This is a genomic window from Massilia orientalis (assembly GCF_030411975.2).
GTDB lineage: Bacteria > Pseudomonadota > Gammaproteobacteria > Burkholderiales > Burkholderiaceae_D > Telluria > Telluria orientalis.
Map to the genome: position 1 here is coordinate 114,026 of NZ_JASNRB020000009.1, position 25,444 is coordinate 139,469.

Here is a 25,444-nt window from a genome sequence, read left to right on the forward strand (position 1 = left end):
GCGCTCGCGTCAATAAATGGTTGACAGTATCAACTTGGTTGTATATCTTACGATGTATCTTACGATATAAGGGGCGATCATGCCACACCACCATCCACATCATCATCATCACCATCACCTTCATCACGACCACGGACACGCAGGGTTCGCGCCGCACCACCGGCATGGTCCCGGCGGTCCCGGCGGCCACCATGGCCGGGGCCGCGGTCCGGGCGGCTTTGGCTTTTCCGACGACGGCGGGCTGCCGCGCGGACGCAAGCTGTCGTCGGACGACCTGCAATTGCTGCTGCTGGCCCTCATCGCCGAACAGCCGAGCCATGGCTACGAGCTCATCCGGGCCTTGGAAGCCCGCTCGGGCGGCTTCTACGTACCGAGCCCCGGCATGATGTATCCGGCACTCGCCGCGATGGAAGACCTGGGCTGGGTGACCATCGAGCTCGAAGGCACGCGCAAGCGTTATGCGTTGTCCGACGACGGCCGCGCCCATCTGGACGCGAACCGCGAACACGTCGACATGCTGCTCGCCCGGCTGCAGGAGGCCGCGCGCAAGATGGAATTGATGCGCAGCGCGCTCGCCGAAGGAGAAGAGGGGCCGGGCGGACGCGGTGCGTTCAGCGCCGAGTTGCACGACGCACGCCACGCACTCAAACGGGCACTGGCCTCGCGGGCGGGCGCGTCCGCCGAGGAGCAGCAGCGCATCGCCGCCGTCCTGGCGCGCGCCGCCGCCGAGATCGAGCAGGGCGGCGCAGCCGGCTGAAGCTCAGCCCGCGAGTGCGTCGGGCAGCCGGCGGGCCATGCCTCGACGCATTCGCAGTCCCGGACGCTCGACCGCCACGTACAGCAGCGCCGCCACGGCCAGCGAGGCTCCGTTGTACAGGACGAACGCGGCGAACGGTGCGTTGGCCGCCACATCGCCCGCCACGCCGTCGAGCCACGCAACCACCTGGCGATGCGTCAGGTACAGGCTGAACGCGAGTCGGGCGAGCACTCGGATGCCCGGCAGCGCCCGGCATCCGAGCGGCGTACACGGACTCAGTGCACCGAGCAGTAGGCAGGCGCAGCCGAGGGCCACGAGCGGATAGAGAAAAACGGCACCGCCACGGCCAAGCACATCGACCCGCGTGGCCGCGACAAGCAGCGCCAGGCCCGCGCCGAGTAGCACCCATCCGTGCGACAGCACGCGCGTCCACCAGGCTGGACGGAACGCGCGCAAGGCAGCCAGCAGGACACCGGCCAGCAACCCGTCGACCCGCGTCCATGTCGGGCTGTAGATCCTGCCGACGTAGCCCGCGACCGCGCGCGCTGCGTCTCCGCCCGGCGCGAGATGCGGCGCGATCGCATGCCGCCATTCCCAGTCGCGCAACAGCATGCCGGCACCGAACAGCAGGGCGGCACCGGCGCTTGTCGCGAGCACGCCCGGCATCCGTCCGCGACGCGCCAGCAGCCATGCAGCCAGCGGGAACAGCAGGTAGAAATGCTCCTCGACGCACAGCGACCAGGCGTGTGAATACGCCCGCTGCGTGAGGTGGTCGGGCAAGACGTTCATGGTGAAGGTGAGGAATTGCCAGGCGGGCGGCATCGTCCCGGCCTCGCGCCATGCCGGCAGCGCGAGATACAGCGCCAGCACCGCGAGGTAGGCCGGCAGGATGCGCCACGCCCGGCCCGCGACGAAGCCCGCCCAGTCCGGCGTGCGGCCGACCGCCAGGTCGCGCAGCACGGGCCACCCGATCAGGTAGCCGCTGAGCACGAAGAACAGGTCGACACCCATCCAGCCATGCCGCCCGGGGCCCGAGACGTCGATGCCGTGGCTGGACAGGTGGTACAACATGACGACGCCGATGGCGATGGCGCGCAGCAGATCGAGGCCGGGCGCGCGGGGCGACGGCGAAGGCGACGGCGAAGGCGAAGTCGGAACGGGTGATGGATGCATGGCGCGCAAGTCTACCCGAGCGTAAGGCGTCAAGACTCGGCAATCATCACCGCGTCTCGGCGAGTGCGTTGGCGGTCGCGACCCGCCTGTCGTATGCTGGCGCCGATTCCATTTCTCCTGTTCACATCATGTCCCGCGATACGATCGTCGACACCAGCAAACTACTGAGCTACGTGCTGCGCCATCGCCCGGACAGCATCGGCCTTCAGCTCGATACCAACGGCTGGGCCGATGTCGACGCGCTGTTGCAGCGTCTGGCGGAACATGGCAAGCCGGTCGCGCGCGAACTGCTCGACCGCGTCGTCGCGAACAACGACAAGCAGCGTTTCGCGTTCGATGCCACCCGTACCCGCATCCGCGCCAGCCAGGGACACTCGATCCAGGTCGACCTGGCCCTGCAGCCGGCGCAACCGCCGGACGTGCTGTACCACGGCACGGCGAGCCGCTTCCTGAAGTCGATCCTCGCGTCGGGCCTGCGCGCCGGCAACCGCCAGCACGTGCATCTGTCGGGCGACGTCGGCACCGCTCGCCGCGTCGGTGCACGCTACGGCTTTCCCGTCATCCTGCGCGTCGACACGGCCCGCATGCGCGCGGATGGCGCCGTGTTCTACCGCTCGGACAACGGCGTCTGGCTGACTGGTCCCGTGGCGCCGCGCTACCTGCGCGTGCTGGATGGGAACAGTCGCAACGGCGATTGAGAAGCGGCTCAGCGCTCGTCGGTCGCGGCAGCCAGCAGTTCGGCCGTGTCGCCCGCACCCATCCTGCGCGCCGCGTCGAGGATCGCATTGCCGTCCGCGTCCGGGCGGAACGGGTCGGCGCCGCGCGCCAGCAGCAGGCGGACGATGTCCCCGCGGTTGAACATGGCGGCGAACATCAGCGCCGTCTTGCCGTTCGGGCCCGCGTGGTCGACCGCCGCGCCGTGGTCCAGCAGCAGGGTCGCGATCGCCAGGTCCCCCTTGAAGGCGGCGCCGGCCAGCGGAGTCTGGCCGGCGTCGTTCATGAGTTCCAGATCGGCGCCATGCTCCAGCAGTACCCGGGCCGCGTCCGCATGGCCGTGGTAGCAGGCCAGCATCAGGAGGCTGTCGCCGCGTTCGTTGCGCAGGTTGGGCGGCAGGCCCTGGCCCAGCAGCGTCGCGAGTTCGGCGGCCTCGCCGGTGCGCGCGAAGTGGAAGACCTTGCGCACGAAGGCCAGCGTGTCTTCGTCGAGTTCGCTGGCCGATGGCGGATGAGGCGGTGGTTGCATCGTGGTCTCCTGTGCGTGAAAGCTCGACAGGATTAGAACATAAAGCCGCCGCGCGCACGGCAGCGCCGGATTCGCGCGATATCAAACCCGGCGCTGGAACTCTTCCAGGTGCCGTTCGATCTCAAACACATGCGGGTCGGGCTTGCCGAGTGCGCGCAGGGCCTTGGCCAGTTCCAGCAGGTATTCGCTGTTCGGTCCGCTCGGGCCGCGCGCGGTGGCGATTTGTAGCGCAATGTCGCGCTCACTCGCCGGACCGAGGTACGCGGCGTTTTCGTGCGTGGCGATGTAGACGAGGCCTTCGGTGGCGCTCCCATCCTCGAAGCGGATGTCGGTCGCCAGGCGCAGGTAGCCGTTCTTCTCGCGGTAGTCGAGGTGCGCGAATTCCTCGGGCGTGACGAGGTAGGCCATGCCGTGGCACGTCGCGTCCGGGTCCGGCACCAGGGTCACGACCCGGCCCGGCGCCGTCTCGGTGCCGCGGTGGTCGTGCGAGCCTTGCCAGAAGCGCCGCGTCCATCCCGTGATGCTCGCGGGGCGCCGTTCGATGTAGGGGAAGTCGGCCTTGAAGATGAGGGAGCCGTAGCCGAACAGCCAGACGCTGGCGTGGTTGTCGAACCTGCCCATGCGCTGGTTGATCGCGATGGTGTTATGGGACATCGATGAAAGGAGGTTGCGTGGAGGAAGCTGCATTCTAGCGCGGCCGTTCGGCGGCGTCAGGCGCGTGGCCGCAATGCGCCCGCGGGATTGTGGGCCGCGCCGACCCAGTCGAACAGGAACGCGATGAAGGCGGCCGCGGCCGGCGACAGCGACCGCTGTTCGCGTGTGTAGACGAAGAAGCGGCGCGTCAGCACGGGCGCGTCGAGCGGCAGCATGCGCAGGCCGTGCAGGCGCACGAGCGGCGCGGCGTAAGGCATGCAGACGGTGACGCCCAGGCCGGATGCCACCATGGCCAGCGCGGTGGTCATGTACGTGACTTCGTGGGCCGGCCGCAGCGTCGGCTCGTGCAGCGTGTCCGCGCTGCCGGCTGTCGATTCGGCGGCGCCGCCGTTGCCGTTGCCGCTGCCGCTGCTGCGGCCACGGCCCATGTCCGCCAGCAGCCGCTCCGTGAACTGGCCGCGCAGGGTGATCAGCGGATGCGCGGCCAGGTCGCTCCAGCCGAGCCGGCGGCGCTTCGCCAGCGCATGATCGGTCGGCAGCACCGCTTCGAACGGCATCTCCATCAGCTCGCGTGCTTCCAGTTGCGGGGCGTTGTCGCGTTCGGGGCCGATGCCGAAGTCCGTCTCGCCGGACAGCACGCGCGTCGTGACGGCCTCGACCGGCGAATCGGACAGGCTGATGCGGATGTCCGGGTAGCGCGTGCGCCACGCGGCGATCACCTGCGGGAGCAGGGTGCAGGCCATCAACTGGGGCACGGCCACGCGCACGATGCCCTTCCTGAGTTGCGCCTGGTCCGCAATGTTCGCAAGCGCACGGTCGAGATCGTCGATCATCTGGCTGAATAGGGGGGACAGCTCGTTCCCTGTTTCGGTCAAGGCGATACGCCGCGTGCTGCGGTCGACGACGCGGACGCCGAGCGTCTGTTCCAGCTCCTTGATCAAACCGGACAAGGCCGATTGTGTAACGTGCATGTACTGTGCGGCAAGCGTAAAGTTACCGGTCTTTGCCAGGGCAACAAGGGCGCGCATCTGGCGCAGGGTAGGATTCATCAGAAAGTCCGATAAATAGGACGGAAAATATTGTTTGTATGATAGTCCGTTTTAATTTTTAATGGCGGAAACACTTAATCGTTGAAGGAAACGCCATGAAACTCGCTACCCTGAAGTCGGGCGGCCGCGACGGTACGCTCGTCGTCGTCAGCCGGGACCTGGTCACGTGCCAGGCCGTCCCCAGGATCGCCCGCACCCTGCAGCAGGCGCTGGACGACTGGGACCATGTCGCGCCGACGCTGCGCCAGGTCTATGAGCAACTGAATGCCGGCAAGGCCACCGAGGCGGAATCCTTCATCGAGGAAGCATGCGCGTCGCCGCTGCCGCGTGCCTACCAGTGGGCCGACGGCTCCGCCTACATCAACCATGTGGAACTCGTGCGCAAGGCGCGCGGCGTGCAGGTGCCGCCGTCGTTCTATACCGATCCGCTGATGTACCAGGGCGGTTCGGATTCCTTCGTCGGCCCGTGCGATCCGATCGCCGTGCTGTCCGAGGAGTGGGGCGTCGACCTTGAGGCGGAAGTCGCGGTCGTTACCGGCGACGTGCCGATGGGGGCCACCGTGGAGCAGGCGGCCCGGGCCATCCGCCTCGTCATGCTGGTCAACGACGTCTCCCTGCGCAACCTGATACCGAAAGAGCTGGAAAAAGGCTTCGGCTTCTTCCAGTCCAAGCCGGCCAGCGCGTTCTCCCCGGTGGCCGTGACACCGGACGAGCTCGGCGATGCCTGGCGCGACAGCAAGTTGCACCTTCCGCTGCTGGTGACGTTGAACGACGAGCCGTTCGGCCGTCCCAACGCGGGCGACGACATGACGTTCAGCTTCGCGCAACTGGTCGCGCACGCCGCGAAGACGCGTGAGCTGGCAGCCGGTTCCATCATCGGCTCGGGCACGGTGTCGAACAAGCAGGGCAGCCTGCATGGATCGAGCATCGCCAACGGCGGCGTGGGCTATTGCTGCCTGGCGGAGCTGCGTATGTACGAGACGATCGAACACGGCGCGCCCGGCACGCCTTTCCTGCGCTTCGGCGATACTGTCCGTATCGAGATGCTCGATGCCGACGGCGCCAGCGTGTTCGGCGCCATCGACCAGGAGGTAGCACACTATCACGGGAGGAAGGAATGAAGCTCTATACCTATTTCCGCAGTTCGGCCGCATACCGGGTGCGTATCGCGCTCAACCTGAAGGGGCTGAAGTACGACGCGGTCCCGGTGCACCTTTTGCGTGGCGGCGGTGAGCAGCTGCAAGAGAACTACGTCAAGATGAATCCCAGCGGTCTCGTCCCCACCTTCCAGGACGACTACATCACGCTCACGCAGTCGATGGCCATCCTCGAATACCTCGAGGATGAATACCCGCAAGTCCCGCTGCTGCCGAAGGATGCTTCCGGCCGCGCGCGCGTGCGCGAGCTCGCGCAGATTATTGGCTGCGACATCCATCCTGTAAACAATCTGCGCGTGCTCCGCTACCTCGTCAAGGACCTCGGCCTGTCGGAAGAGATCAAGACGCAGTGGTACCGCCACTGGCTCGTGGGCGGCCTCGAGGTGCTGGAGAAGCACCTGGCGCGCGACCCGAGCGCGGGCCCGCTGTGCCACGGCTACCTGCCGACGATCGCCGACTGCTTCCTCGTGCCCCAGGTGTTCAATGCGCAGCGCCACGGCATCGACATTACTGTCTATCCGAACATCGCGCGCATCAATGCCGCGTGCGTCGAACTGCCCGCCTTCGTGGCGGCGCATCCGTCCAACCAGCCGGACGCCGAGTAAAGCGACCGGCAGATTGACGACGCGGCGCTGCTCAGTGCCGCGTCTGCGAGCCGAAAGTCGAGCGATCCGGCTCGGCCGGCGTCGAGATCTCTTCCAGCGTGTGATCGATGCCGGCCGAATGCTTGGCCGCCATGTCGCCAAGGGAAACGATGCCGATCACTTCCTGCGATTGCTCGTCGACGACGGGTACGCGGCGGATCTGCACGTCGCCCATCTGGCCCAGCACCTCGTCCACCGTCTGGTTCGGCGCGCAGGTGCGCACGTCGGTGCTCATCACGTCGCCCACGCGTGTCTGGCCCGGCGCCTGGCCGGCCGCCGTCGAGCGGACCGTGATGTCGCGGTCGGTGATCATGCCGACGAGCTTCTGGCCGTCCAGCACGGGGATCGAGCCCACATTCAATTCATCCATCATCTGCGCGGCGCGCTGCACGGTGTCCTGCGGCGAAATGCTTTGCACGTCGCGGGTCATCACATCCTGAATGGTCTGCATTTGAACTTCCTCCTGATCTTCACACGGCGATGCATGATGCATGCTTTCGCGAAGATCGGACGCTACGTTGACTCGCGGAACAGTCCGTGAATACGGGGCTTGTGCGAAGCCGGCTCGGCTACAATCTGCGGCTCTTTGACTCGCAACGACACCATGCCTATTCCCGCGCCCGTCCTCGAAGCCTTGCAGCGCGCCGACGCCTCGTGGCGCCCCCATCTGATCACCGGTCTCGACGCGATGATGCGCGCGACGCCGGACTACCTGCCGGACCTCGCCAGCGATCAATACCTGCCGACCGGCGGCCGCCTGTTTGCGGCGTTCGCACTGCCGCTGCCCGACGTGCGCTACGTGCTCGTGGGGGAGGGCCCGTATCCGCGCGAGGAGAGCGCGACCGGCGTGTGCTTCATGGACGGTGCCGTCGGACCATTGTGGTCGGAGACAGGCCTGTCGAAGCCCGTCAACCGCGCGACGTCGCTGCGCAACTTCATGAAGATGCTGCTCGTGGCCGAGGGCCGGCTGAGCGAGGACGACACGGGCGGCGCGGCATTGGCCCCGGTCGCGAAGGCGGCGCAAATGGATGGCTCGATCCAGACCCTGGCCGAGCTGCAGGACAACCTGCTTGGCCACGGGTTCCTGTTACTGAACGCTGCCCTCGTGTTCCGCAAGCACGTGCCCCCGGTCCAGGAAGCGCGTGCGTGGGTACCGTTCCAGCGCGCCGTGTTTGCCGCGCTGGCGGAACGGGCCGACAAGCCGACGCTGGTCCTGTGGGGCAAGATCGCGGAGCAATCGAACAAGGTGCCGGAGACGGCCGGCCTGCCGCAGATCCACGCCGAGCACCCGTACAACCTGTCGTTCATCCGCCACGAAGGGATGCAGAAACTGTTCGGGCCGATGCATTTGCTGCACCGCCGTTAAATTCGGGGTCAGAGCACATTTTTGCGCAATTGATCCAATGCTGTTCGACCGGCTGAGGGCAGGAGGGGGCGGCAACGATCTCCAGGCAGCCGCCATGTCGTCCGCTGACCGAAGCGCCAATGCCCGGCGCGAAACTTGGCAGGAAGCCATTGCCAAAAAAAGGGCTCTGACCCCGAATTGTCCTGACCCCGAATTGTCGAGGCGTTTGCTGCACCGCGGCTAAAAAAGAGGGGGCCAAGCAAAGGCTGGCGAAATACGCTATACTTGACTAAATCGATCAACTAATCAGGTTTTTCTCAACGTCCCGAGGAACGGATGAAAGCAGACGAGAGCCTGGGCGGTTGAAGAGAAGCAAGATTTTAACACTGTCTGGAAAACCAACCGGGGTTCTGATGCGTCTGACCACCAAAGGCCGTTTTGCTGTTACCGCGATGATCGACCTCGCCCTGCGCCAGGGCAATGGTCCGGTCACGCTGTCGGGCATCAGCCAGCGCCAGGCCATTTCGCTGTCGTACCTGGAGCAATTGTTCGGCAAGCTGCGCCGGCACGAGATCGTCGAGTCGGTGCGCGGCCCGGGCGGCGGCTACAGCCTCGCGCGCAGCGCCGACAAGGTGACCGTCGCGGACATCATCATCGCCGTCGACGAGCCGATCGATGCGACCCAGTGCGGCGGCAAGGAAAACTGTCACGGCGCCGATGCCGCCAGCGGCACCCGCTGCATGACCCACGAACTGTGGGCCACGCTGAACGCGAAGATGGTCGATTTCCTCGACTCGGTGACCTTGCAGGATCTCGTCGACCAGCAGAAGCAGAAAGAACAGAACGTCGTGGTGATGCATCGCCACGCGCCGTCGGACAATACTGAAGCTAAGCATATTGGAGTGAACTGATGAACGCGCCCTTGGACAAAAAAATCGAGCAGAGCTTCGTGACTGCGCCGCATTTCCCGATCTACATGGATTATTCGGCCACGACGCCGATCGATCCGCGCGTGGCGGACAAGATGATTCCGTACCTGCGCGAGCAGTTCGGCAATCCGGCGTCGCGCAGCCACGCTTACGGCTGGAGCGCCGAGGCGGCCGTCGAAGAGGCGCGCGCGCAAGTCGCAGCGCTCGTCGGCGCCGATCCGCGCGAGATCATCTGGACCTCGGGCGCGACCGAATCGAACAACCTCGCGATCAAGGGCGCGGCGCAGTTCTACAAGTCCAAGGGCAAGCACATCATCACGGTGAAGACCGAGCACAAGGCCGTGCTGGACACCGTCCGCGAACTGGAACGCCAGGGCTTCGAGGCAACCTACCTGGAACCGCAGGACAATGGCCTGATCACGCTGGAGCAGCTGGAAGCGGCGATGCGTCCGGACACGATCCTCGTCTCCGTGATGCTCGTGAATAACGAGATCGGCGTGGTCCAGCCGATCAAGGAAATCGGCGAACTGTGCCGCAAGAAGGGCATCATCTTCCACAGCGACGCGGCGCAGGCCACCGGCAAGGTCGAGATCAACCTGGAAGAGCTGAAGGTCGACCTGATGAGCTTCAGCGCGCACAAGACCTACGGTCCGAAAGGCATCGGCGCCCTGTACGTGCGCCGCAAGCCGCGCGTGCGCCTGGAAGCGCAGATGCACGGTGGCGGCCACGAGCGCGGCCTGCGTTCGGGCACGCTGGCTCCGCACCAGATCGTCGGCATGGGCGAAGCGTTCCGCATCGCGCAGGAAGAGATGGACACCGAACTCGCGCGCATCAAGGCGCTGCGCGACCGCCTGGCCAAGGGCCTGCTGGAGATCGAAGAGGTCTACATCAACGGCGACATGGAACACCGCGTCCCGCACAACCTGAACGTGTCGTTCAACTTCGTCGAAGGCGAATCGCTGATCATGGCCGTCAAGGACATCGCCGTGTCGTCGGGTTCGGCCTGCACCTCGGCGTCGCTGGAACCGTCGTACGTGCTGCGCGCCCTGGGCCGCAGCGACGAGCTGGCGCACAGCTCGATCCGCTTCACCATCGGCCGTTTCACGACCGAGGAAGACATCGACTTCGCCATCAAGCTGCTGAAGGAAAAAGTCGGCAAGCTGCGCGAACTGTCGCCGCTGTGGGAAATGCACAAGGATGGCATTGACCTGAACTCGATCCAGTGGGCAGCCCACTAATTCACCGAACAGAACACCAAGGAGCACTACCATGGCATATTCCGACAAGGTCCTGGACCACTACGAAAACCCGCGCAACGTCGGCTCGTTCGACAAGAATTCCGACGACGTCGGCACCGGCATGGTCGGCGCACCGGCCTGCGGCGACGTGATGAAGCTGCAGATCAAGGTGAACGAAGCCGGCGTGATCGAAGACGCGAAATTCAAGACGTACGGCTGCGGTTCGGCGATCGCATCGAGCTCGCTCGTGACCGAATGGGTCAAGGGCAAGTCGCTGGACGAAGCCCTGTCCATCAAGAACACGCAGATCGCCGAAGAACTGGCGCTGCCGCCGGTGAAGATCCACTGCTCGATCCTGGCCGAAGACGCCATCAAGGCGGCCGTCGCCGACTACAAGACCAAGCACGCGACCGAAAAAGCGTAACGTCGTAACCCCAAGCTGGAGAGTGAAATGGCTGTGACCCTGACCGAAAAAGCCGCAAAGCACATCAACCGTTACCTCGAACGCCGGGGCAAGGGCGTGGGCCTGCGTTTCGGCGTGCGCACGACCGGCTGCTCCGGCCTGGCCTACAAGCTGGAATACGTCGACGAAGCCAGTGCCGAAGATACGGTCTTCGAATCGCATGGCGTGAAGGTCTTCGTCGATCCGAAGAGCCTGGCGTACATCGACGGCACCGAGCTCGATTTCGCCCGCGAAGGCCTGAACGAAGGCTTCCGCTTCAACAACCCGAACGTCAAGGACAATTGCGGTTGCGGCGAAAGCTTCCGCGTCTGACCGGGAGCGCCGGAACGTGCAAAACCATTTCGAGCTGTTCCAGCTGCCGGCCAGGTTCGACGTCGACATGGACGCGCTGGACGCGGCCTACCGCGAAGTCCAGGGCCGCGTCCATCCGGACCGCTTCGTGAACGCGAGCGACGCGGAAAAACGCGTCGCGATGCAATGGGCCACGCGTGCCAACGAGGCCTACCAGACCCTGCGCAACCCGATGCTGCGCGCGCGCTACCTGTGCGAGCTGAATGGCGTCGACCTGCAGACCGAGTCGAACACCGCAATGCCGATGGACTTCCTGATGGAGCAGATGGAGCTGCGCGAAGCGCTGTCCGACGCGCGCGACGCGAAGGATGCCGGCGCGCTCGACGAGCTCGATGCGCGCATCCGCGGCGAGCGCAAGCAGCGCCTGGCGCAGGTCGGCAAGCTGCTCGACGCCGGGGACTACCAGCAGGCGGCGCAGGGCGTGCGGGCGCTGATGTTCCTCGATAAATTCGGCGACGAATTGCATTACGCGTTCGAGGCATTAGAGTCGTAGGGTGGGCTCTCCGGGCCCACGCGTAACGCCAACATGCGCGAACGTTACGCAACGCGCCGCGAACGTATCCAATAATAAAACCAGGTAACACGACCATGGCACTATTGCAGATCTCCGAACCCGGCATGTCGACCGCGCCGCACCAGCACCGGCTGGCGGTGGGCATCGACCTGGGCACCACCAATTCCCTCGTCGCGACCGTGCGCCATTCGATCCCGGAAGTGCTGACCGACGAGGACGGCCGCTCGCTGCTGCCATCGATCGTGCGCTACCTCCCGAACGGCCACGCCAATATCGGCTACAAGGCCATGGCGGCCCGCACCACCGATCCGAAGAACACCGTCGTCTCCGTCAAGCGCTTCATGGGCCGCGGCCTGAAGGACATCGCGCACGTCGAGAACCTGCCGTATGACTTTGTCGATGGTGGCCGCGAAGGCGGTCACGGGATGGTCCAGCTGAAGACCGTGGCCGGCGTGAAGTCGCCGGTGGAGGTCTCCGCGCAGATCCTGGCCACGTTGCGCCAGACCGCGGAAGACGCGCTCGGCGACGAACTGGTCGGCGCGGTGATCACGGTACCGGCATACTTCGACGACGCGCAGCGCCAGGCGACGAAGGACGCGGCCCAGCTGGCCGGCCTGAACGTGCTGCGCCTGCTGTCCGAGCCGACGGCCGCCGCCATCGCGTATGGTCTCGACCACGGCAAGGAAGGCGTGTTCGCCGTGTACGATCTGGGCGGCGGCACGTTCGACATCTCGATCCTCAAGCTGTCGAAAGGCGTGTTCGAAGTGCTGTCCACGGGCGGCGATTCCGCGCTCGGCGGCGACGACTTCGACCAGCGCCTGTTCTGCTACATCACCCAGCAGGCCGGCCTCGCGCCGCTGTCCGACGTCGACACCGCCACGCTGATGGTCAAGGCGCGCCAGGCCAAGGAACTGCTGTCGACGAACGAAGAGACGACCGTCGAGGCGATCCTGAAATCGGGCGAAGTCGTGCAGGTGACGATCACCGCGAAGACCTTCGCCGAGATCACGCAGCCGCTCGTCGCGAAGACGATGAACGCCGTGCGCAAGGCGATGCGCGACGCGAACGTGTCCGTGGAAGACGTCGATGGCGTCGTGCTCGTCGGCGGCGCCACGCGCATGCCGCACATCCGCCGCGCCGTCGGCGATTTCTTCAAGACGATCCCGCACGCGAACATCGACCCGGACAAGGTCGTCGCGCTGGGCGCCGCCATCCAGGCGAACCTCCTCGCGGGCAACCGCGCGGCCGGCGACGACTGGCTGCTGCTGGACGTGATCCCGCTGTCGCTCGGCATCGAGACGATGGGCGGCCTGGTCGAGAAGATCATCCCGCGCAACTCGACGATCCCGTGCGCCCGCGCGCAGGAATTCACGACCTTCAAGGATGGCCAGACGGCGCTGGCCGTGCACGTGGTGCAGGGCGAGCGCGAGCTCGTGTCCGACTGCCGTTCGCTGGCGCGCTTCGAGCTGCGCGGCATTCCGCCGATGGCGGCCGGCGCGGCGCGCATCCGCGTCACGTACCAGGTCGACGCGGACGGGCTGCTGTCCGTGTCGGCGCGCGAGACGCGCTCCGGCGTGGAAGCGTCGATCACCGTGAAGCCGTCGTACGGCCTCGGCGACGACGAAGTCGCGCGCATGCTGCAGGACTCGTACAACTCGGCGCAAGTGGACATGGTCGCGCGCGCGCTGCGCGAAGAACAGGTCGAGGCCGAGCGCATCCTGCTGGCGACGCAGTCCGCGCTGGATGCCGACACCGAGCTGCTCGACGAAGAAGAGCAGGGCGCGATCGCGCGACTGATGCAGTGCGTGCGCGACGCGACGGCGCGCTCGAACGATACGTCCATCGACGCGGACTCGCGCCAGAACGTGCTGCACGACGCCGTGCAGGCGCTGGCGCGCGGCACCGAGGAATTCGCCGCGCGGCGCATGGACAAGAGCGTGCGCAAGGTGCTGGCAGGTAAAGCGCTCGATCAGGTTTAAACTCGAACGGTAAACAACGTCGTTCCCGGACTGGCCGTCCGCCTTGACGGGAACCCAAGCTGAGCATCAGGAATCGCAACGTGTGCGGTATCGCGGGTGTACCGACTTCGGTAACTCAACTTGGGTCCCCGCCTGCGCGGGGACGACGGTTTTGGGGACGCGGGCCAAGGTCGGCAACCCGGGAACAAACAAACACAAGAGGTCAAGAAGTGCCACAAATCGTCATCCTCCCCCATCCCGTCTTCTGCCCCGAAGGCGCCGTGCTCGAAGGCCAGAGCGGCAAGTCGATCTGCGACACGCTGCTCGAGAACGACATCGAGATCGAACATGCCTGCGACCGCGTGTGCGCATGCACGACGTGCCACGTGGTCGTGCGCGAAGGCTTCGATTCGCTGAACGAGCAGGAGGAAAAGGAAGAGGACATGCTCGACAAGGCCTGGGGCCTCGAGCCGAACTCGCGCCTGTCCTGCCAGGCCATCATCGCCGACGAAGACCTCGTCGTCGAGATCCCGAAGTACACGATCAACCACGCAGCCGAGAACCACTGATCACGACGGGGGACACATGAAGTGGACCGATGTCACGGCCATCGCCGAGGCCTTGTACGAACAGCACCCGGACGTCGATCCGGCCACCGTGCGCTTCGTCGACCTGCATAACTGGGTCGTCGCGCTGGACGGCTTCGACGACGACCGCACGCGCGGCGGCGAACGCGTATTGGAAGCCATCCAGGCAGCATGGATCGATGAAGCCCGCTAAAAAAGAAGCCCCGACAATTTATCAACTGGCCCCGGAAATCAAGCCGGGCCAGTCGATCGAACTGCTGAAGGAACTGCACATCCTCACGCGCGACGGCAAACTGAACCAGGACAGCCGCCGCAAACTGAAGCAGGTCTACCACCTCGTCCAGTTCATCGAGCCCTTGCTGAAGGATGTCGGGGAAAGTGCGACCGTGGTCGACCACGGCGCCGGCAAGTCCTACCTCGGCTTCATCCTGTACGACCTGTTCTTCAAGGGACGAGAAAGCGGCGGCCATATCTACGGCATCGAGACGCGCGAGGAGCTCGTGCAGAAGTCGACGGAACTGGCCGCACGCCTGGGCTTTCCGGGCATGTCGTTCCTGAACCTGTCCGTCGCGGAGTCCACCGAGTCCGACAAGCTGCCGGCCACGATCGACGTGGTGACGGCGCTCCACGCCTGCAACACGGCGACGGACGATGCCATCGATTTCGCGCTGAAGAAGCACGCGAAGCATATCGTGCTGGTGCCGTGCTGCCAGGCCGAAGTCGCGTCCGTGCTGCGCAAGAATAAAGGCAAGGACCTGGGCCGCAGCGCGCTGACGGAAATCTGGCGCCACCCGATCCACACGCGCGAATTCGGCAGCCAGATCACGAACGTGCTGCGCTGCCTGCAGCTGGAGGCGCACGGCTACCAGGTCACCGTGACGGAACTGGTGGGCTGGGAGCACTCGATGAAGAACGAGCTGATCGTCGCCACGTACAAGAACCTGCCGCGCCGCCGGCCGGCGGAGCGCCTGCAGCAGGTGCTGGCGGAAGTCGGCCTCGGGGAACTCTCTTCGCGTTTCTATACTGAGCCAACGACAAGCGAGCCAACGACATGAGCGACCACCACGACCGCTGGATCGACCTGCGCAGCGACACCGTCACCCAACCGTCCGCCGCGATGCGCGCCGCGATGGCCGCTGCAGCCGTCGGCGACGACGTCTACGCCGACGACCCCACCGTCAACCGCCTGCAGGACTTCGCGGCCGAACTGTTCGGCTTCGAAGCGGCCCTGTTCGCGCCGAGCGGCACGCAGACGAACCTCATCGCGCTGATGACGCATTGCGGCCGCGGCGACGAATACCTCGTCGGCCAGGAAGCGCACACTTACAAGTACGAAGGCGGCGGCGCCGCCGTGCTGGGCTCGATCCAGCCGCAGCCGATCGCCAATCAGCCGGACGGTTCGATCGCGGTCTCCGACATCGCCGCGTACATCAAGCCGGACGACATGCACTTCGCGCGCACCCGCGTGCTGGCGCTGGAAAACACGATCGGCGGCCGCGTGCTGCCGCGCGACTACCTGAAGGCGGCGACGGATTTCGCGCATGCGAAGGGCCTGGTCACGCACCTGGACGGCGCCCGTGTCTGCAACGCGGCCGTCAAGCAGGGCATCTCGCTGCGGGAGGCGGTGGCCGGTTTCGACACCGTGTCCGTGTGCCTGTCGAAGGGCCTCGGCGCGCCGGTCGGTTCCGTGCTGCTGGGCCCCAAAGCGTTCATCGAGCAGGGCAAGCGCTGGCGCAAGATGCTGGGCGGCGGCATGCGCCAGGCCGGCGTCATCGCGGCCGCGGCGCATTACGCGCTGGAGCATAACGTCGAGCGCCTCGCCGAGGACCATCAAAATGCGGCCGACCTGTCCGCCGGCCTCGCGCGCATCGAGCCGCTGAAGGTGACGACGCCGCAGACGAACATTTTCTATGTCGAGATCCCGGACGCCGCGTGCGCGCCTCTGCGCGAGGCGTTGAGCCGCCAGGGCATCCGCGCCTCGATCGGCCCTCACACGCGCCTCGTGACGCACCTGGACGTGACGGCCGCGGATGTGAAGACGACCATCGCCGCGTTCGAGGCGTTCTTCCGCGACTGGAAAGCACAATGAGTGACGAAGGAATCCGCCTCGCCAAGCGCGTGGCCGAAACGGTGCCGTGCTCGCGCGGCGAGGCCGAGCGCTATATCGCGGGCGGCTGGGTGACGGTCGATGACGTCGTCGTCGAAGACCCCGCGACGCGCGTGACCGCTGCGCAGACGGTGGCGCTGCTGCCGGGCGCCGAACCCGTCGAGCCGGCGCCGGTGACGATCCTGCTGCACAAGCCGGCCGGCATCGATGCGGCCGGGGCGCTCGCGCTGATCGTACCCGAGACGCTGGCCGCATCGCCCAATGCCCGTTTCCTGCGCCGGCACCTGGCGCGCCTGACCGTCGTCACGCCGCTGGAACCGGAAGCGAGCGGCCTGCTCGTGCTGAGCCAGGACTGGCGCGTGACGCGCAAGCTGGTCGAGGACGGCGCGCGCGTCGAACAGGAATACGTGGCCGAGGTGACGGGCGCGATTCTGGAGGATGGTCTCGCGCGGTTGAACGCCAGCATGCGTGTGAAGGGCAGGGCGACCGTGCCGCTCAAGGCAAGCTGGCAAAGCGAGGCGCGGCTGCGCCTGGCCGGCAAGGACGTCCGTCCCGGGCAGGTCGAAGCGATGTGCGCCGAGGTCGGCTTGACCGTCAAGTCGCTGCGTCGGCTGCGCATCGGACGCGTGGCGCTGGGCCAGCTGCCGGTTGGGCGCTGGCGGTATCTGCACGAGGCCGAACGGTTCTGATTTGCCGGAAAGGCAACCCCGCCTGTACACTGCGTCGCGCAGCGCCTGGCAAAGACGGTCGCCGCGCATCCCGACAGCTACCGCTACGCGATCCGCGAATGCCTGCCGCAGCTGCCGGCCCTGCGCAGCGACCTGCGCGCGATCTATCTCGCGTTCGCGGGCCTGGTGCCGGAACGCCCGCTGCCCGCCATCGACGTCGTCTTCGGCGCCCGCATGTCGGGCGGCACGGCCAGCGGCGACAGGCCGGTGATCGGCCTCGAGGTGACCTGTCCGCCCGGAACCACGCCCGAGCAGTTCCGCACCACGATGCGCGGCTTCTTTGCGCACGAAACGGTCCACACCTGGCAGGACGGCGATACCCCGGCGAAACCGGCTGATTTCCTGCTGGGCCAGGGCTTGACGGAGGGCGTCGCCGATTATCTTGCGACACTGGTCACGGGTGCGATCCCGCGTCCGGAGCGCGACGCCTGGGCGCGGCCGCAGGAAGCCTCGCTGTGGCAGGCATTTCAGCGCGACCGCGAAGCCATCCGAGGCGGCGGCGATATCAACCGGCTGGTCGCAAGCCCTCGCTTCCGGCGCTGGTTCGCGAACTGCGGTTCCGCGCCCGAGGGCTGGCCTTGCGCGGCCGGCTACTGGATCGGCATGCGCATCGCCGAAGCGTACGTGGCGCGCGCGTCCGACAAGCGCGCCGCGATCCCGGCGCGATCCTCAAGGCCAGCGGCTACGGCATGCAAGCCGGTCAGGCCACGTATCCGCCGTCGATCGTCAACGACGCCCCGTTGACATACCCCGCCTCGCTCCCTACGAGGTAAGCCACCAGCCCCGCGATCTCGGCATCCTGCCCCATCCGCCCCAGCGGGATCTGCGCGCGCAGGTAAGCGCGCACGGATTCGTCCGCGACGATCTCCGTCTCCGTCGGCCCCGGCTGCACATTGTTCACCGTGATGCCGCGCGGCCCGAGGTCGCGCGCGAGCCCGCGCGTGAGGCCGGCCACGGCCGCCTTGCTCATCGCGTACAACGCCACGCCCGGGCTGCCCGCGCGGTCCGCCACCATGCTGCCGATGTTGACGACACGCCCGCCTTCTCCCATGTGCGGCGCGGCCGCCTGCGTGGCGACGAACAGGGCGCGCACGTTGACGGCCGCGATGCGGTCGTAATCTTCCAGCGTCGTCTCGGCGAGGTCCTTGTGGACGAGGATGCCCGCGCTGTTGACGAGGATGTCGATGCGGCCGAACTGCGTCGCCACGCCCGCAATGGCCCGCTGCAGCGCCTGCGCGTCGGCGCTGTCCGCGCGCAGGGGCAGGGCGCGGCCGCCCGCTGAGTCGATGCTGGCGGCCAGCTGCAATGCGCGGTCGTGCGCGCTGACGTAGGTGAACGCGACGGTGGCGCCGTCTGCCGCGAGGCGGCGGACGATGGCGGCGCCGATGCCGCGCGAACCGCCGGTGACGAATGCGATCTTGCCGGTGAGGGAAGTCATGGTGAGCCTTTTTTGACTGATTGGTCCAAAATTGAGAATCGATTATACTTTCATTCTGGACTGACTAGTCAAGATAAAAAACGATGGCAAGAACGAAGGTATTCGACCCGGCCGCGGCGCTCGATGCGGCGGTGCGGGTGTTCTGGGAGCAGGGGTACGAGGCGACGTCCACGGACGACCTGGTGCGCGCGATGGGCATCGGCCGCCAGAGCATGTACGACACGTTCGGCGACAAGAAGCAGCTCTATCTCGCCGCGCTCACGCACTACACGGACACGGGCGGCGCGGCGCTGCAGCACCGTCTTGGGGCCGGACAGTCGCCACTGGGTGCATTGGAAGCGTTCCTGCGCGAGATCGCCGGTGCGGACGCGGCCCTGCGCGCGCGCGGCTGCCTCAGCGTCAACGCCATCGCGGAATTCGGGCAGGCCGACGCCGGCGTGCAGGCGCTCGTCGAGCGCTCGCAACGGGTCACGGAAGACATCTTCGCGGAGGTCCTCGTGCGTGCGCGCCGGGCGGGCGAACTGGCGCCCGGCCTCGATCCGGCGTCCGCGGCGCATTTCGTCCACACGGCCATCCGCGGCATGCGCATCAGCGCGAAGGCGGGCGCCGGCGCCGCGCAACTCGGCGCGACGGTGGACTTCGTCATGGCCGCATTGAAGGCGCGCGCGGCGCCCGTCGCGGAAGTCTGAGCGTCAGCCTTCCGTCCTGGCGGCCGCGTCGATCAGGTTGTCGCGCAATTGCACGATGGCCTTCTGCAGCTGCGGGAATTCTTCCGGGCCCAGGCCGGACGCGGCGACCGTCTGCTTGCCGAATCCCAGTCCCTTCTCGCGCAGCGCGCGGCCCGCGTCCGTGAGCGAGATGCGGACGTTGCGCTCGTCTTCCTTGTCGCGCTCGCGGCGCACATAGCCCATCGCTTCCAGCCGCTTGAGCATCGGCGTCACCGTGCTCGGTTCGAGGAACAGCTTTTCGCTCAAGGCCTTGACGGTCAGCTGGTCCTGCTCCCACAGCGCGATGATCGCCAGGTATTGCGGATAGGTGAGGCCCAGCGCGTCCAGCACGGGCTTGTACACGCGCGAATACGCCAGATTGGTCGAGTAGATGGCAAAGCACATGAAGTCCGCCATGCGGGCGGCTTTGGCGCGGGTGTCGTTATCGGCAGGCATGATCATCCATAAAATTATCGCGATAACGATTATCGTACTTGAAATTCCGGAATCGTGCAGGTCACGGCAGGGTCAGCCGCGCCTCCAGCCCGCCCTCCGGCCGGTTGTGCAAGGTGAGCGTCCCGCCGAGACTCCCCGCCAGCTGGCGCGCGATGGCCAGCCCGAGCCCCGTGCCGCCCGTGTCGCGGTTGCGCGATGCCTCCAGCCGGAAGAACGGTTCGAACACGGCTTCCAGCTGCCCGGCGGGGATGCCGGGACCGTTGTCCAGCACGCGGATGAGCACTGCGCCCTGGCGGTCGCGCCCGGCGACGATGTCGGCCCCGCCACCGTAGCGCAACGCATTGTCGACGAGGTTGCCGACGATCCGCCGCAGCGCTTTCGGGCGCGTGTGCACCGGTGCGCCGATGCGGCCGTCGAGGTTCACGGCGCTGCCCGCGTCGCGGTAGTCCAGCACGAGGCTGTCGAGCTGGGCGTCGAGGTCGATGGCGCGCGCCGGCTCGCGTTCGCCGTGCATCGCGCGCGCGTAGCCGATGCCGTCCTTGACCAGGCCTTGCAGCTCTTCCAGGTCGGCGCGCAGGCGCGGCTGCTGGGCTTCGTCGTCCATCATGTCCACGCGCAGGCGCATGCGGGTGATAGGCGTTTGCAGGTCGTGCGAGATGGCGGCCAGGATGCGCACGCGCTCGTCGACGTACGCGGCGATGCGCTTCTGCATGGCGTTGAACGCGCGCGCCGAGCGCAGCACTTCGGACGGGCCGCGTTCCGGCAGCTCGACGGGGCGCAGGTCCGGCCCGAGCGCATCGGCTGCCTCGGCCAGCACGCGCAGCGGACGCACGGCCTGGCGCACCGCGAACCAGCAGCACGCGGCGAGGATCGCCAGCTGCGCCGCGAGCATGTACGGCAGCCATGGCGACAGCGGCACGCCGCGCATCGGCTGCACATCGATGGTCAAGGGAGAGCCGTCCGTCAGGCGCAGGTGGACCTGCATGCGGCCCTCGTTGCCGAGGCCGTTCACGGACAGCGGATAGCTGCGGCCGATGCCTTGTTCGATCGAGTGCGCGATCTGCGCCGACAGCTTCTCGTCCGGCATCGCGCCCACCGTCTCGCCCGGCCCGAGGATGAAGCGGTAGCTGCGCCGCGCGAGCCGTGGCAGCCAGGCCGGACGCTCGGCCGCCGGCAGCAGGTCGAGCAGGGCGACCGAGCTCGCGACCTCGCGTTCCACATATCCCATCATCAGGTTCGTCGTCGCCTGGTCGCGTTCCGTGAACGTGAGCGCGACGGACAGGCCCTGCGCCGCTGCGAGGCCCGCGAACAAGATCAATGCGAGGCGCGCATACAGGCTGCGCGGCCACCAGTTGCTGTTCATGTCGTCCGGCCTTCCAGGATCGTCACCTCGGCCGAGAACACATAGCCCTCGTTGCGCAGGGTCTTGATGTAGCGGGGTTCGCGCGCGCCGTCGCCCAGGCGCTGGCGCAGGCGGCTCACGAGCAGGTCGATCGAGCGGTCGAAGAATTCCGCGTCGTTGCCGTGCGTGAGGCCCATCAGCTGGTCGCGCGACAGCACGCGCTGCGGGTGGTCGAGGAACACGCGCAGCAGGCGATACTCGGCGCCGCTCATCGCGACCTCGACGCCGTTTTCGTCGAGCAGGTGGCGGCCGACCGTGTCGAGGCGCCAGTCGCCGAACGCGATCAGTTTCGCCGCCTCCGTCACCTGCAAATTCGGCGGCAGCATGCGCGTGCGGCGCAGGACGGCGCGAATGCGGGCCAGCAGTTCGCGCACGGCGAACGGCTTCGGCACGTAGTCGTCGGCGCCGAGTTCCAGGCCGACGACGCGGTCCGTCTCGTCGTCGCGCGCCGTCAGCATCACGATCGGGATCGCGCGGTGCTTCCCCGCGCGCAGTTCGCGGCACAAGGTGAGGCCGTCCTCGCCGGGCATCATGATGTCGAGCAGGACCAGGTCGGGCGTCGCGTGCATCAGCGCGTTTCTCATCTCGCGGCCGTTGGCAGCCAGGGTGACGCGCAGGCCCTGCTTTTCCAGATAGGCGCCGACCAGTTCGCGGATGCCGCGGTCATCGTCGACGACCAGGACGTGATCGGACTCGTTCATGGATTCTCCTTCGTTGGTTGCAGGGCTACTGTAGCGCGACGTCGCGGCGTCATTATGTCCGAATGTGTCGGGGGCTGGACAGGACACATGGCCTGACAAAAATGGGAGGTTGCGGACACATCGCGTACACACCGCGGGCGTCCAATGGCGTCTCACACAACAAGGAGGCTCTCATGACCAACCCGATCGAATCCCCGCTGGCCCTGCTGGCCGGCCTGGCCACGGTGGCGTCGCCGTGCGTGCTGCCCGTGCTGCCGTTTTTACTCGGCGCGACCGTGGAACAGTCGAGCCGCCGCCGTCCGCTCTTGATCGTGGCCGGCTTCGTGCTGTCGTTTTCCGCGTTCGCGCTGGCGCTGGGCGCCGTGTCGAGCGCGGCGCAGCTGGCGCAGGAGACGCTGCGGAATATCGCGATCCTGCTGCTGGGCGTATCGGGCCTGTTGCGGATCTGGTCGCGGCCGTGGGACCTCCTCGTCGACACCGTCCGCCCGCTGTGGGCGAAGCTGCGCGGCACCGATGCGGTGCCGCAGCAGAGCGGCGCGTTCGTGCTGGGCCTGTCATTGGGCGCCGTGTGGACGCCGTGCGCGGGGCCCGTCCTCGCCTCGATCCTCGCCCTCGTCGTGCGGGCGCACGATCCCGGTAGAGCCGTGCAGCTCGTCGGCCTGTATGCGCTCGGTGCCGCGCTGCCGATGCTGGCGCTGATCCACGGCGGCCAGGCCATCGTCCAGCGGGTGCGCGGCGTGGCCCGTCATGCGGTGGCCCTGCAGCGCGCGTTCGGCGTCCTCGTGCTGGCCAGCGCGGCCGCGATCTGGTTCCAGGTCGACACGCAGATCGCCGCGCATATCCCGTCCATCTTCCCAACCCTGTAAGGAGCTCACCATGAAAATCCGTTCCCTCATCCATGCCGCCGCCTTCATCGCCGCCGGCGCAAGCATGAGTGCAAGCGCCGCACCCGCACCGGAATTCGCGGGCATCGACAACTGGATCAACAGCGCGCCTTTGAGCATGCAGCAGCTGCGCGGGAAGGTGGTGCTCGTGGACTTCTGGACCTACGACTGCATCAACTGCCAGCATGTGCTGCCGTATGTGAAAGGCTGGCACCAGAAGTACAAGGACCAGGGGCTGGTCGTCGTCGGCGTGCACACGCCGGAATACGGCTTCGAGCGCAACCTGAACAACCTCAAGACGGCCGTGCAGCGCAACGGGATTACCTTCCCGGTCGCGCAGGACAACCGGTATGCCACCTGGAGCGCGTACAACAACCAGTTCTGGCCGGCGTTCTACCTCGTCGACAAGAAGGGCGCAGTCGTTTACACGCACTTCGGCGAAGGGGATTATGCGCAGACCGAGGCGACGATCCGCAAGCTGCTGGCGCAGCAGTGAGTTACGCCGCTTCGGCGGGGGCACCGGCCTTCACCGGCTTCGGCAGCTGCACCAGGCGCGTGCCGGCCAGGCGGTCGTGCAGGAACTGGCGGTCGCGGTCGAACAAGGCCGTGAGACCCCACGCCAGCACGCCCACTGCGACGGCCGTGCCGATCTGGGCCTTGTCCTTCAGGCCCAGTGCCGTGCAGGCGAGGAGGGCGGGCAGGAACCAGCCCCAGGCCAGCAGGTAGCGCACGATGGCCATGCGCAGCGGCAGGCGCGCGCCGCCGGTCGTGACGACCTGCATGCGCCACGTCTTCATCGCGAGGGTGTGGCCGCTGTTGGTCCAGCCCCAGGTGAAATACGCGCCGGTGACGACGAACAGCCAGACTTTCATCGCGTACTGGAACACGGGCGCGTGATTGTTGCGCGTGACGATGAGGAACAGCGCGACCGCCAGCATCTCCACCGCCAGCAACAGGAAGGTCTCGTAGACCATCGCGGTCAGGCGGCGCTTTATGGTCGGAGTCATGCTCGGGGTGTCGTGCACGGTGATCCTGTCTAGGCGTTGTTCGGCGTGATGCCCCAGTTGGCCGGGACCTGCTTTTCCGGCTCCGGTGCGGGCTGGGGATTGGCGGGCGGCGGCGCCGGTGCGGGCTGCACCGGCGCCGGAGGCGGCGGCGGCGTCACGCACGGCGGGGCGGCCGAGACGGTGTTCTTGATCATGCCGGCCGGGCACGACGTCGCGCCCTGGCCCAGCGGTGCGACGACCTTGCCGTTGGCCTGGGACGGCACGACGCGGGGCGTCTTGCGGGCCGTGGCCGAGGCGGCCAGTTTCTTCTTCTGGTCTTCCGGCAGTTGCAGGTAGCTTTCCCACGTGGCGTTCTTTTGCTCGGGGGCGATCTTGCGGGTGCGCGTATAGGTTTCGCGTGCCAGTTCGCGCTGCTCGGGCGTCAGCTTGGCCCATGCGCGCATGCGTTCGTGAACGCGCTGCTGCTCTTCCGGTTTCAGCGTGGCGAAGCGGTTCGCGAGCTGCAGCCATTTCTGCTTGCGCACGCCATCCATCTGGTCCCATTCGGCCTGCAGCGGCTGCAGGGCCACCTGCTGGGCCGGCGTCAGGCTGCGCCACAGGGACTTGTCGCCGCCCTTGTGGCTGCCGGTGGCCGGTTTGGCGGGCTGCGTCGAGGCGGTGGTGGCGTCGGCCGCATCGCGCGCGGTCGGGCCGGATGCGGGAAGGAAGCCGCCTTGCTGGTGGAGGGTCAGTGCGGCCGCGCCAACGAGCACGACGGCGGCGGCGGCGCCGGCAACCTTGAGCTTGTTAGCCGTCATCCTTTACTGGGCTCGCTGCGGCTGTTGTTGTGCTTGCTGCTGTTGCGCCAGGTAAGCGTTGAAGCCGTGGTCGGTGTAGGCGGTCAGGGGCAGGTCGTCGGACAGCACGGCCGCATCCAGCTCGGCCAGCTCGGCCGCACGCTGCTCGCGTTCGTACTGGTACACGCCGACCATGCCGGCCGCCATCAGCAGCAGCGGCGCGACGACGGCGGCACGCGCCACCCACTGCATCGAGAACAGCGCGCCCAGGTCGAACGACGCACGCTGCTGGTTGGCGCGTACTGGCGCAGCGGTAGCATGTGCTCGTTTTCGTGCGAGCGCGGCCGCGCGCGCGGCGGCCAGGCGGTCGGTCGTCGAGGCCGGCAGGTTGTCGAGGTTCTCGTTCAGGGCATGGCGGATCTTGTACGCCAGGTTGATGTCGTCGGTGTTCATAATTTAATTCCCTTGGCCTCCAGGGCTTTTTGCAGGGAATGCGTAGCGCGAGAGCAATGCGTCTTTACACTGCCCTCGGAGCATCCCATCGCTTGGGCCGTCTCGGCCACATCCATGTCCTGCCAGTAACGCATGAGGAACGCTTCCCGTTGACGCGCCGGGAGCTTTTGTATCTCTTCCTCGATCAGGCGCAGGGTTTCCGCACGTTCGACCTGATCCGCGCTCGACTCCGCGGCGGACGTTCCTTCTTCGGCCTCGTAAGATGCCAGTATATCAAAATCCTCGTCGTCGTCGTCGCGGCGGCCGAGGCCTCCGAAGAGGCTGATCCAGGTATTCCTGACCTTTTCGCGGCGGAAGTAATCGAGGATGGTGTTCTGCAGGATGCGCTGGAAAAGCATCGGCAATTCGGCCAGGGGCTTGTCGCCGTATTTCTCCGCGAGCTTGATCATGGCGTCCTGAACGATGTCGAGCGCTGCCTCGTCCTTGCGGACCGCGTACGCCGCCTGCTTGAAGGCGCGCCGCTCGACACTCTCGAGGAAGTCGTTGAGTTCTTTATCAGTGGCCATGCGATAAGTGGTGGGCGCCACCGGTACGTTGCCTGTGGCTTTTCGGAAAACTTTCGAATGCTAGCAAAATTTACGGATGACCGCACCCGAAACCGGCAGGGTCGCGTGTGCGGTCTTCCCTTATTGACTCTAGAATGGTCGGATTAACATTGTTCAG

At 66.6% G+C, this 25,444-nt stretch carries 33 protein-coding genes; 20 read left to right on the top strand and 13 right to left on the bottom strand.

The genetic code is table 11. The features are described 5' to 3' along the window. Window positions 1-79 precede the first annotated feature (79 nt). On the top strand, window positions 80-757 hold the full coding sequence (locus tag QPK29_RS16045) for a PadR family transcriptional regulator (RefSeq protein ID WP_371768062.1): 678 nt from the start codon (window positions 80-82) through the stop codon (window positions 755-757). A gap of 3 nt (window positions 758-760) precedes the next feature. Here QPK29_RS16045 and QPK29_RS16050 read toward each other — a convergent pair whose 3' ends face one another. Then, a complete protein-coding gene (locus QPK29_RS16050; protein ID WP_371768063.1) occupies window positions 761-1,930 on the bottom strand; it encodes an acyltransferase family protein in 1,170 nt (389 codons plus the stop codon). A 128-nt stretch (window positions 1,931-2,058) separates the two neighbouring features. Between QPK29_RS16050 and QPK29_RS16055 the strand changes: the two genes are divergently transcribed. Continuing rightward, window positions 2,059-2,628 carry an RNA 2'-phosphotransferase gene (locus tag QPK29_RS16055; protein WP_200949053.1) on the top strand — a complete coding sequence of 190 codons (570 nt, stop codon included), beginning with the start codon at window positions 2,059-2,061 and terminating at the stop codon, window positions 2,626-2,628. Window positions 2,629-2,636: 8 nt separating this feature from the next. Here the strand turns inward: QPK29_RS16055 and QPK29_RS16060 are convergent, their stop codons facing one another. From QPK29_RS16060 to QPK29_RS16070, 3 genes are all read right to left on the bottom strand, one after another. Then, window positions 2,637-3,173 carry an ankyrin repeat domain-containing protein gene (locus QPK29_RS16060; RefSeq protein WP_371768064.1) on the bottom strand — a complete coding sequence of 179 codons (537 nt, stop codon included), beginning with the start codon at window positions 3,171-3,173 and terminating at the stop codon, window positions 2,637-2,639. A gap of 81 nt (window positions 3,174-3,254) precedes the next feature. Continuing rightward, complete coding sequence (locus QPK29_RS16065; RefSeq protein WP_056132412.1) at window positions 3,255-3,827, bottom strand: gamma-glutamylcyclotransferase; 573 nt, start codon at window positions 3,825-3,827, stop codon at window positions 3,255-3,257. Between the two features lie 56 nt (window positions 3,828-3,883). Beyond that, the gene (locus QPK29_RS16070) at window positions 3,884-4,876 is read right to left on the bottom strand and encodes a LysR family transcriptional regulator (RefSeq protein WP_371768065.1); all 993 of its coding nucleotides are present in this window, start codon (window positions 4,874-4,876) and stop codon (window positions 3,884-3,886) included. 95 nt (window positions 4,877-4,971) lie between these two features. On the opposite strand from QPK29_RS16070, the gene QPK29_RS16075 reads away from it, so the two are divergent. Both QPK29_RS16075 and maiA read left to right on the top strand, forming a co-directional pair. Then, window positions 4,972-5,997: a fumarylacetoacetate hydrolase family protein gene (locus QPK29_RS16075; protein ID WP_371768066.1), complete on the top strand. Its 1,026-nt coding sequence runs from the start codon at window positions 4,972-4,974 to the stop codon at window positions 5,995-5,997. Beyond that, window positions 5,994-6,638 carry a maleylacetoacetate isomerase gene (gene maiA / locus QPK29_RS16080; RefSeq protein WP_160410012.1) on the top strand — a complete coding sequence of 215 codons (645 nt, stop codon included), beginning with the start codon at window positions 5,994-5,996 and terminating at the stop codon, window positions 6,636-6,638. The genes QPK29_RS16075 and maiA overlap by 4 nt, the downstream gene beginning before the upstream one ends. Window positions 6,639-6,669: 31 nt before the next feature. On the opposite strand, the gene QPK29_RS16085 is transcribed toward maiA, so the two are convergent. Further along, on the bottom strand, window positions 6,670-7,128 hold the full coding sequence (locus QPK29_RS16085) for a CBS domain-containing protein (protein WP_056132425.1): 459 nt from the start codon (window positions 7,126-7,128) through the stop codon (window positions 6,670-6,672). A 153-nt stretch (window positions 7,129-7,281) separates the two neighbouring features. On the opposite strand from QPK29_RS16085, the gene QPK29_RS16090 reads away from it, so the two are divergent. From QPK29_RS16090 to QPK29_RS16150, 13 genes are all read left to right on the top strand, one after another. Beyond that, complete coding sequence (locus QPK29_RS16090) at window positions 7,282-8,043, top strand: uracil-DNA glycosylase family protein (RefSeq protein WP_371768067.1); 762 nt, start codon at window positions 7,282-7,284, stop codon at window positions 8,041-8,043. Window positions 8,044-8,435: 392 nt separating this feature from the next. Further along, window positions 8,436-8,933: a Fe-S cluster assembly transcriptional regulator IscR gene (gene iscR / locus QPK29_RS16095; protein ID WP_056136955.1), complete on the top strand. Its 498-nt coding sequence runs from the start codon at window positions 8,436-8,438 to the stop codon at window positions 8,931-8,933. Next, entirely contained in the window at window positions 8,933-10,189 is a 1,257-nt protein-coding gene (locus QPK29_RS16100) for an IscS subfamily cysteine desulfurase (RefSeq protein WP_056136957.1), read from the top strand. Before iscR ends, QPK29_RS16100 begins: the two co-directional genes overlap by 1 nt. Before the next feature lie 31 nt (window positions 10,190-10,220). Further along, window positions 10,221-10,613, top strand: coding sequence for a Fe-S cluster assembly scaffold IscU (iscU, locus tag QPK29_RS16105; RefSeq protein WP_025511909.1), 393 nt, complete (start codon window positions 10,221-10,223; stop codon window positions 10,611-10,613). A 27-nt stretch (window positions 10,614-10,640) separates the two neighbouring features. Continuing rightward, on the top strand, window positions 10,641-10,964 hold the full coding sequence (gene iscA, locus QPK29_RS16110; RefSeq protein WP_056136961.1) for an iron-sulfur cluster assembly protein IscA: 324 nt from the start codon (window positions 10,641-10,643) through the stop codon (window positions 10,962-10,964). Between the two features lie 16 nt (window positions 10,965-10,980). Then, a complete protein-coding gene (hscB, locus tag QPK29_RS16115; protein ID WP_056136963.1) occupies window positions 10,981-11,496 on the top strand; it encodes a Fe-S protein assembly co-chaperone HscB in 516 nt (171 codons plus the stop codon). Between the two features lie 95 nt (window positions 11,497-11,591). Continuing rightward, a complete protein-coding gene (hscA, locus tag QPK29_RS16120) occupies window positions 11,592-13,496 on the top strand; it encodes a Fe-S protein assembly chaperone HscA (protein ID WP_371768068.1) in 1,905 nt (634 codons plus the stop codon). A gap of 209 nt (window positions 13,497-13,705) precedes the next feature. After that, entirely contained in the window at window positions 13,706-14,044 is a 339-nt protein-coding gene (gene fdx, locus QPK29_RS16125; RefSeq protein ID WP_056136967.1) for an ISC system 2Fe-2S type ferredoxin, read from the top strand. A gap of 16 nt (window positions 14,045-14,060) precedes the next feature. Continuing rightward, a complete protein-coding gene (gene iscX / locus QPK29_RS16130; protein WP_036230754.1) occupies window positions 14,061-14,255 on the top strand; it encodes a Fe-S cluster assembly protein IscX in 195 nt (64 codons plus the stop codon). Beyond that, window positions 14,242-15,117, top strand: a complete 876-nt coding sequence (locus tag QPK29_RS16135) for a class I SAM-dependent methyltransferase (protein WP_371768069.1) — start codon at window positions 14,242-14,244, stop codon at window positions 15,115-15,117. Before iscX ends, QPK29_RS16135 begins: the two co-directional genes overlap by 14 nt. Further along, a complete protein-coding gene (ltaE, locus tag QPK29_RS16140) occupies window positions 15,114-16,151 on the top strand; it encodes a low-specificity L-threonine aldolase (RefSeq protein ID WP_056136971.1) in 1,038 nt (345 codons plus the stop codon). The genes QPK29_RS16135 and ltaE overlap by 4 nt, the downstream gene beginning before the upstream one ends. Then, window positions 16,148-16,858: a S4 domain-containing protein gene (locus QPK29_RS16145; protein WP_371768070.1), complete on the top strand. Its 711-nt coding sequence runs from the start codon at window positions 16,148-16,150 to the stop codon at window positions 16,856-16,858. Before ltaE ends, QPK29_RS16145 begins: the two co-directional genes overlap by 4 nt. A 165-nt stretch (window positions 16,859-17,023) precedes the next feature. Continuing rightward, on the top strand, window positions 17,024-17,641 hold the full coding sequence (locus tag QPK29_RS16150; RefSeq protein ID WP_371768071.1) for a hypothetical protein: 618 nt from the start codon (window positions 17,024-17,026) through the stop codon (window positions 17,639-17,641). Here QPK29_RS16150 and QPK29_RS16155 read toward each other — a convergent pair. Beyond that, window positions 17,598-18,335 carry a 3-oxoacyl-ACP reductase family protein gene (locus QPK29_RS16155; RefSeq protein ID WP_371768072.1) on the bottom strand — a complete coding sequence of 246 codons (738 nt, stop codon included), beginning with the start codon at window positions 18,333-18,335 and terminating at the stop codon, window positions 17,598-17,600. The genes QPK29_RS16150 and QPK29_RS16155 overlap by 44 nt on opposite strands. A gap of 83 nt (window positions 18,336-18,418) precedes the next feature. Here QPK29_RS16155 and QPK29_RS16160 point away from each other — a divergent pair, with 83 nt between their 5' ends. Continuing rightward, window positions 18,419-19,024: a TetR/AcrR family transcriptional regulator gene (locus tag QPK29_RS16160; RefSeq protein ID WP_160410015.1), complete on the top strand. Its 606-nt coding sequence runs from the start codon at window positions 18,419-18,421 to the stop codon at window positions 19,022-19,024. Window positions 19,025-19,027: 3 nt separating this feature from the next. Here the strand turns inward: QPK29_RS16160 and QPK29_RS16165 are convergent, their stop codons facing one another. From QPK29_RS16165 to QPK29_RS16175, 3 genes are all read right to left on the bottom strand, one after another. After that, entirely contained in the window at window positions 19,028-19,498 is a 471-nt protein-coding gene (locus tag QPK29_RS16165; RefSeq protein ID WP_082577689.1) for a MarR family winged helix-turn-helix transcriptional regulator, read from the bottom strand. A 61-nt stretch (window positions 19,499-19,559) separates the two neighbouring features. Then, a complete protein-coding gene (locus tag QPK29_RS16170) occupies window positions 19,560-20,861 on the bottom strand; it encodes an ATP-binding protein (protein WP_160410016.1) in 1,302 nt (433 codons plus the stop codon). Continuing rightward, entirely contained in the window at window positions 20,858-21,601 is a 744-nt protein-coding gene (locus QPK29_RS16175; RefSeq protein ID WP_160410017.1) for a response regulator, read from the bottom strand. Before QPK29_RS16175 ends, QPK29_RS16170 begins: the two co-directional genes overlap by 4 nt. Before the next feature lie 173 nt (window positions 21,602-21,774). On the opposite strand from QPK29_RS16175, the gene QPK29_RS16180 reads away from it, so the two are divergent. After that, on the top strand, window positions 21,775-22,467 hold the full coding sequence (locus tag QPK29_RS16180; RefSeq protein ID WP_160410018.1) for a cytochrome c biogenesis CcdA family protein: 693 nt from the start codon (window positions 21,775-21,777) through the stop codon (window positions 22,465-22,467). Window positions 22,468-22,477: 10 nt separating this feature from the next. After that, a complete protein-coding gene (locus tag QPK29_RS16185; RefSeq protein ID WP_160410019.1) occupies window positions 22,478-22,981 on the top strand; it encodes a thioredoxin family protein in 504 nt (167 codons plus the stop codon). Between the two features lies 1 nt (window position 22,982). Here QPK29_RS16185 and QPK29_RS16190 read toward each other — a convergent pair whose 3' ends face one another. Genes QPK29_RS16190 through QPK29_RS16205 form a run of 4 tightly spaced genes read right to left on the bottom strand, consistent with a single transcriptional unit; the run spans window position 22,983 to window position 25,287 of the window. Continuing rightward, window positions 22,983-23,492, bottom strand: a complete 510-nt coding sequence (locus tag QPK29_RS16190) for an RDD family protein (protein ID WP_082577661.1) — start codon at window positions 23,490-23,492, stop codon at window positions 22,983-22,985. 29 nt (window positions 23,493-23,521) lie between these two features. Continuing rightward, on the bottom strand, window positions 23,522-24,289 hold the full coding sequence (locus QPK29_RS16195; protein WP_371768073.1) for a DUF3106 domain-containing protein: 768 nt from the start codon (window positions 24,287-24,289) through the stop codon (window positions 23,522-23,524). 3 nt (window positions 24,290-24,292) lie between these two features. Continuing rightward, a complete protein-coding gene (locus QPK29_RS16200; RefSeq protein WP_056136990.1) occupies window positions 24,293-24,721 on the bottom strand; it encodes a DUF3619 family protein in 429 nt (142 codons plus the stop codon). After that, window positions 24,718-25,287: an RNA polymerase sigma factor gene (locus tag QPK29_RS16205; RefSeq protein WP_056136992.1), complete on the bottom strand. Its 570-nt coding sequence runs from the start codon at window positions 25,285-25,287 to the stop codon at window positions 24,718-24,720. Before QPK29_RS16205 ends, QPK29_RS16200 begins: the two co-directional genes overlap by 4 nt. Window positions 25,288-25,444 lie beyond the last annotated feature (157 nt).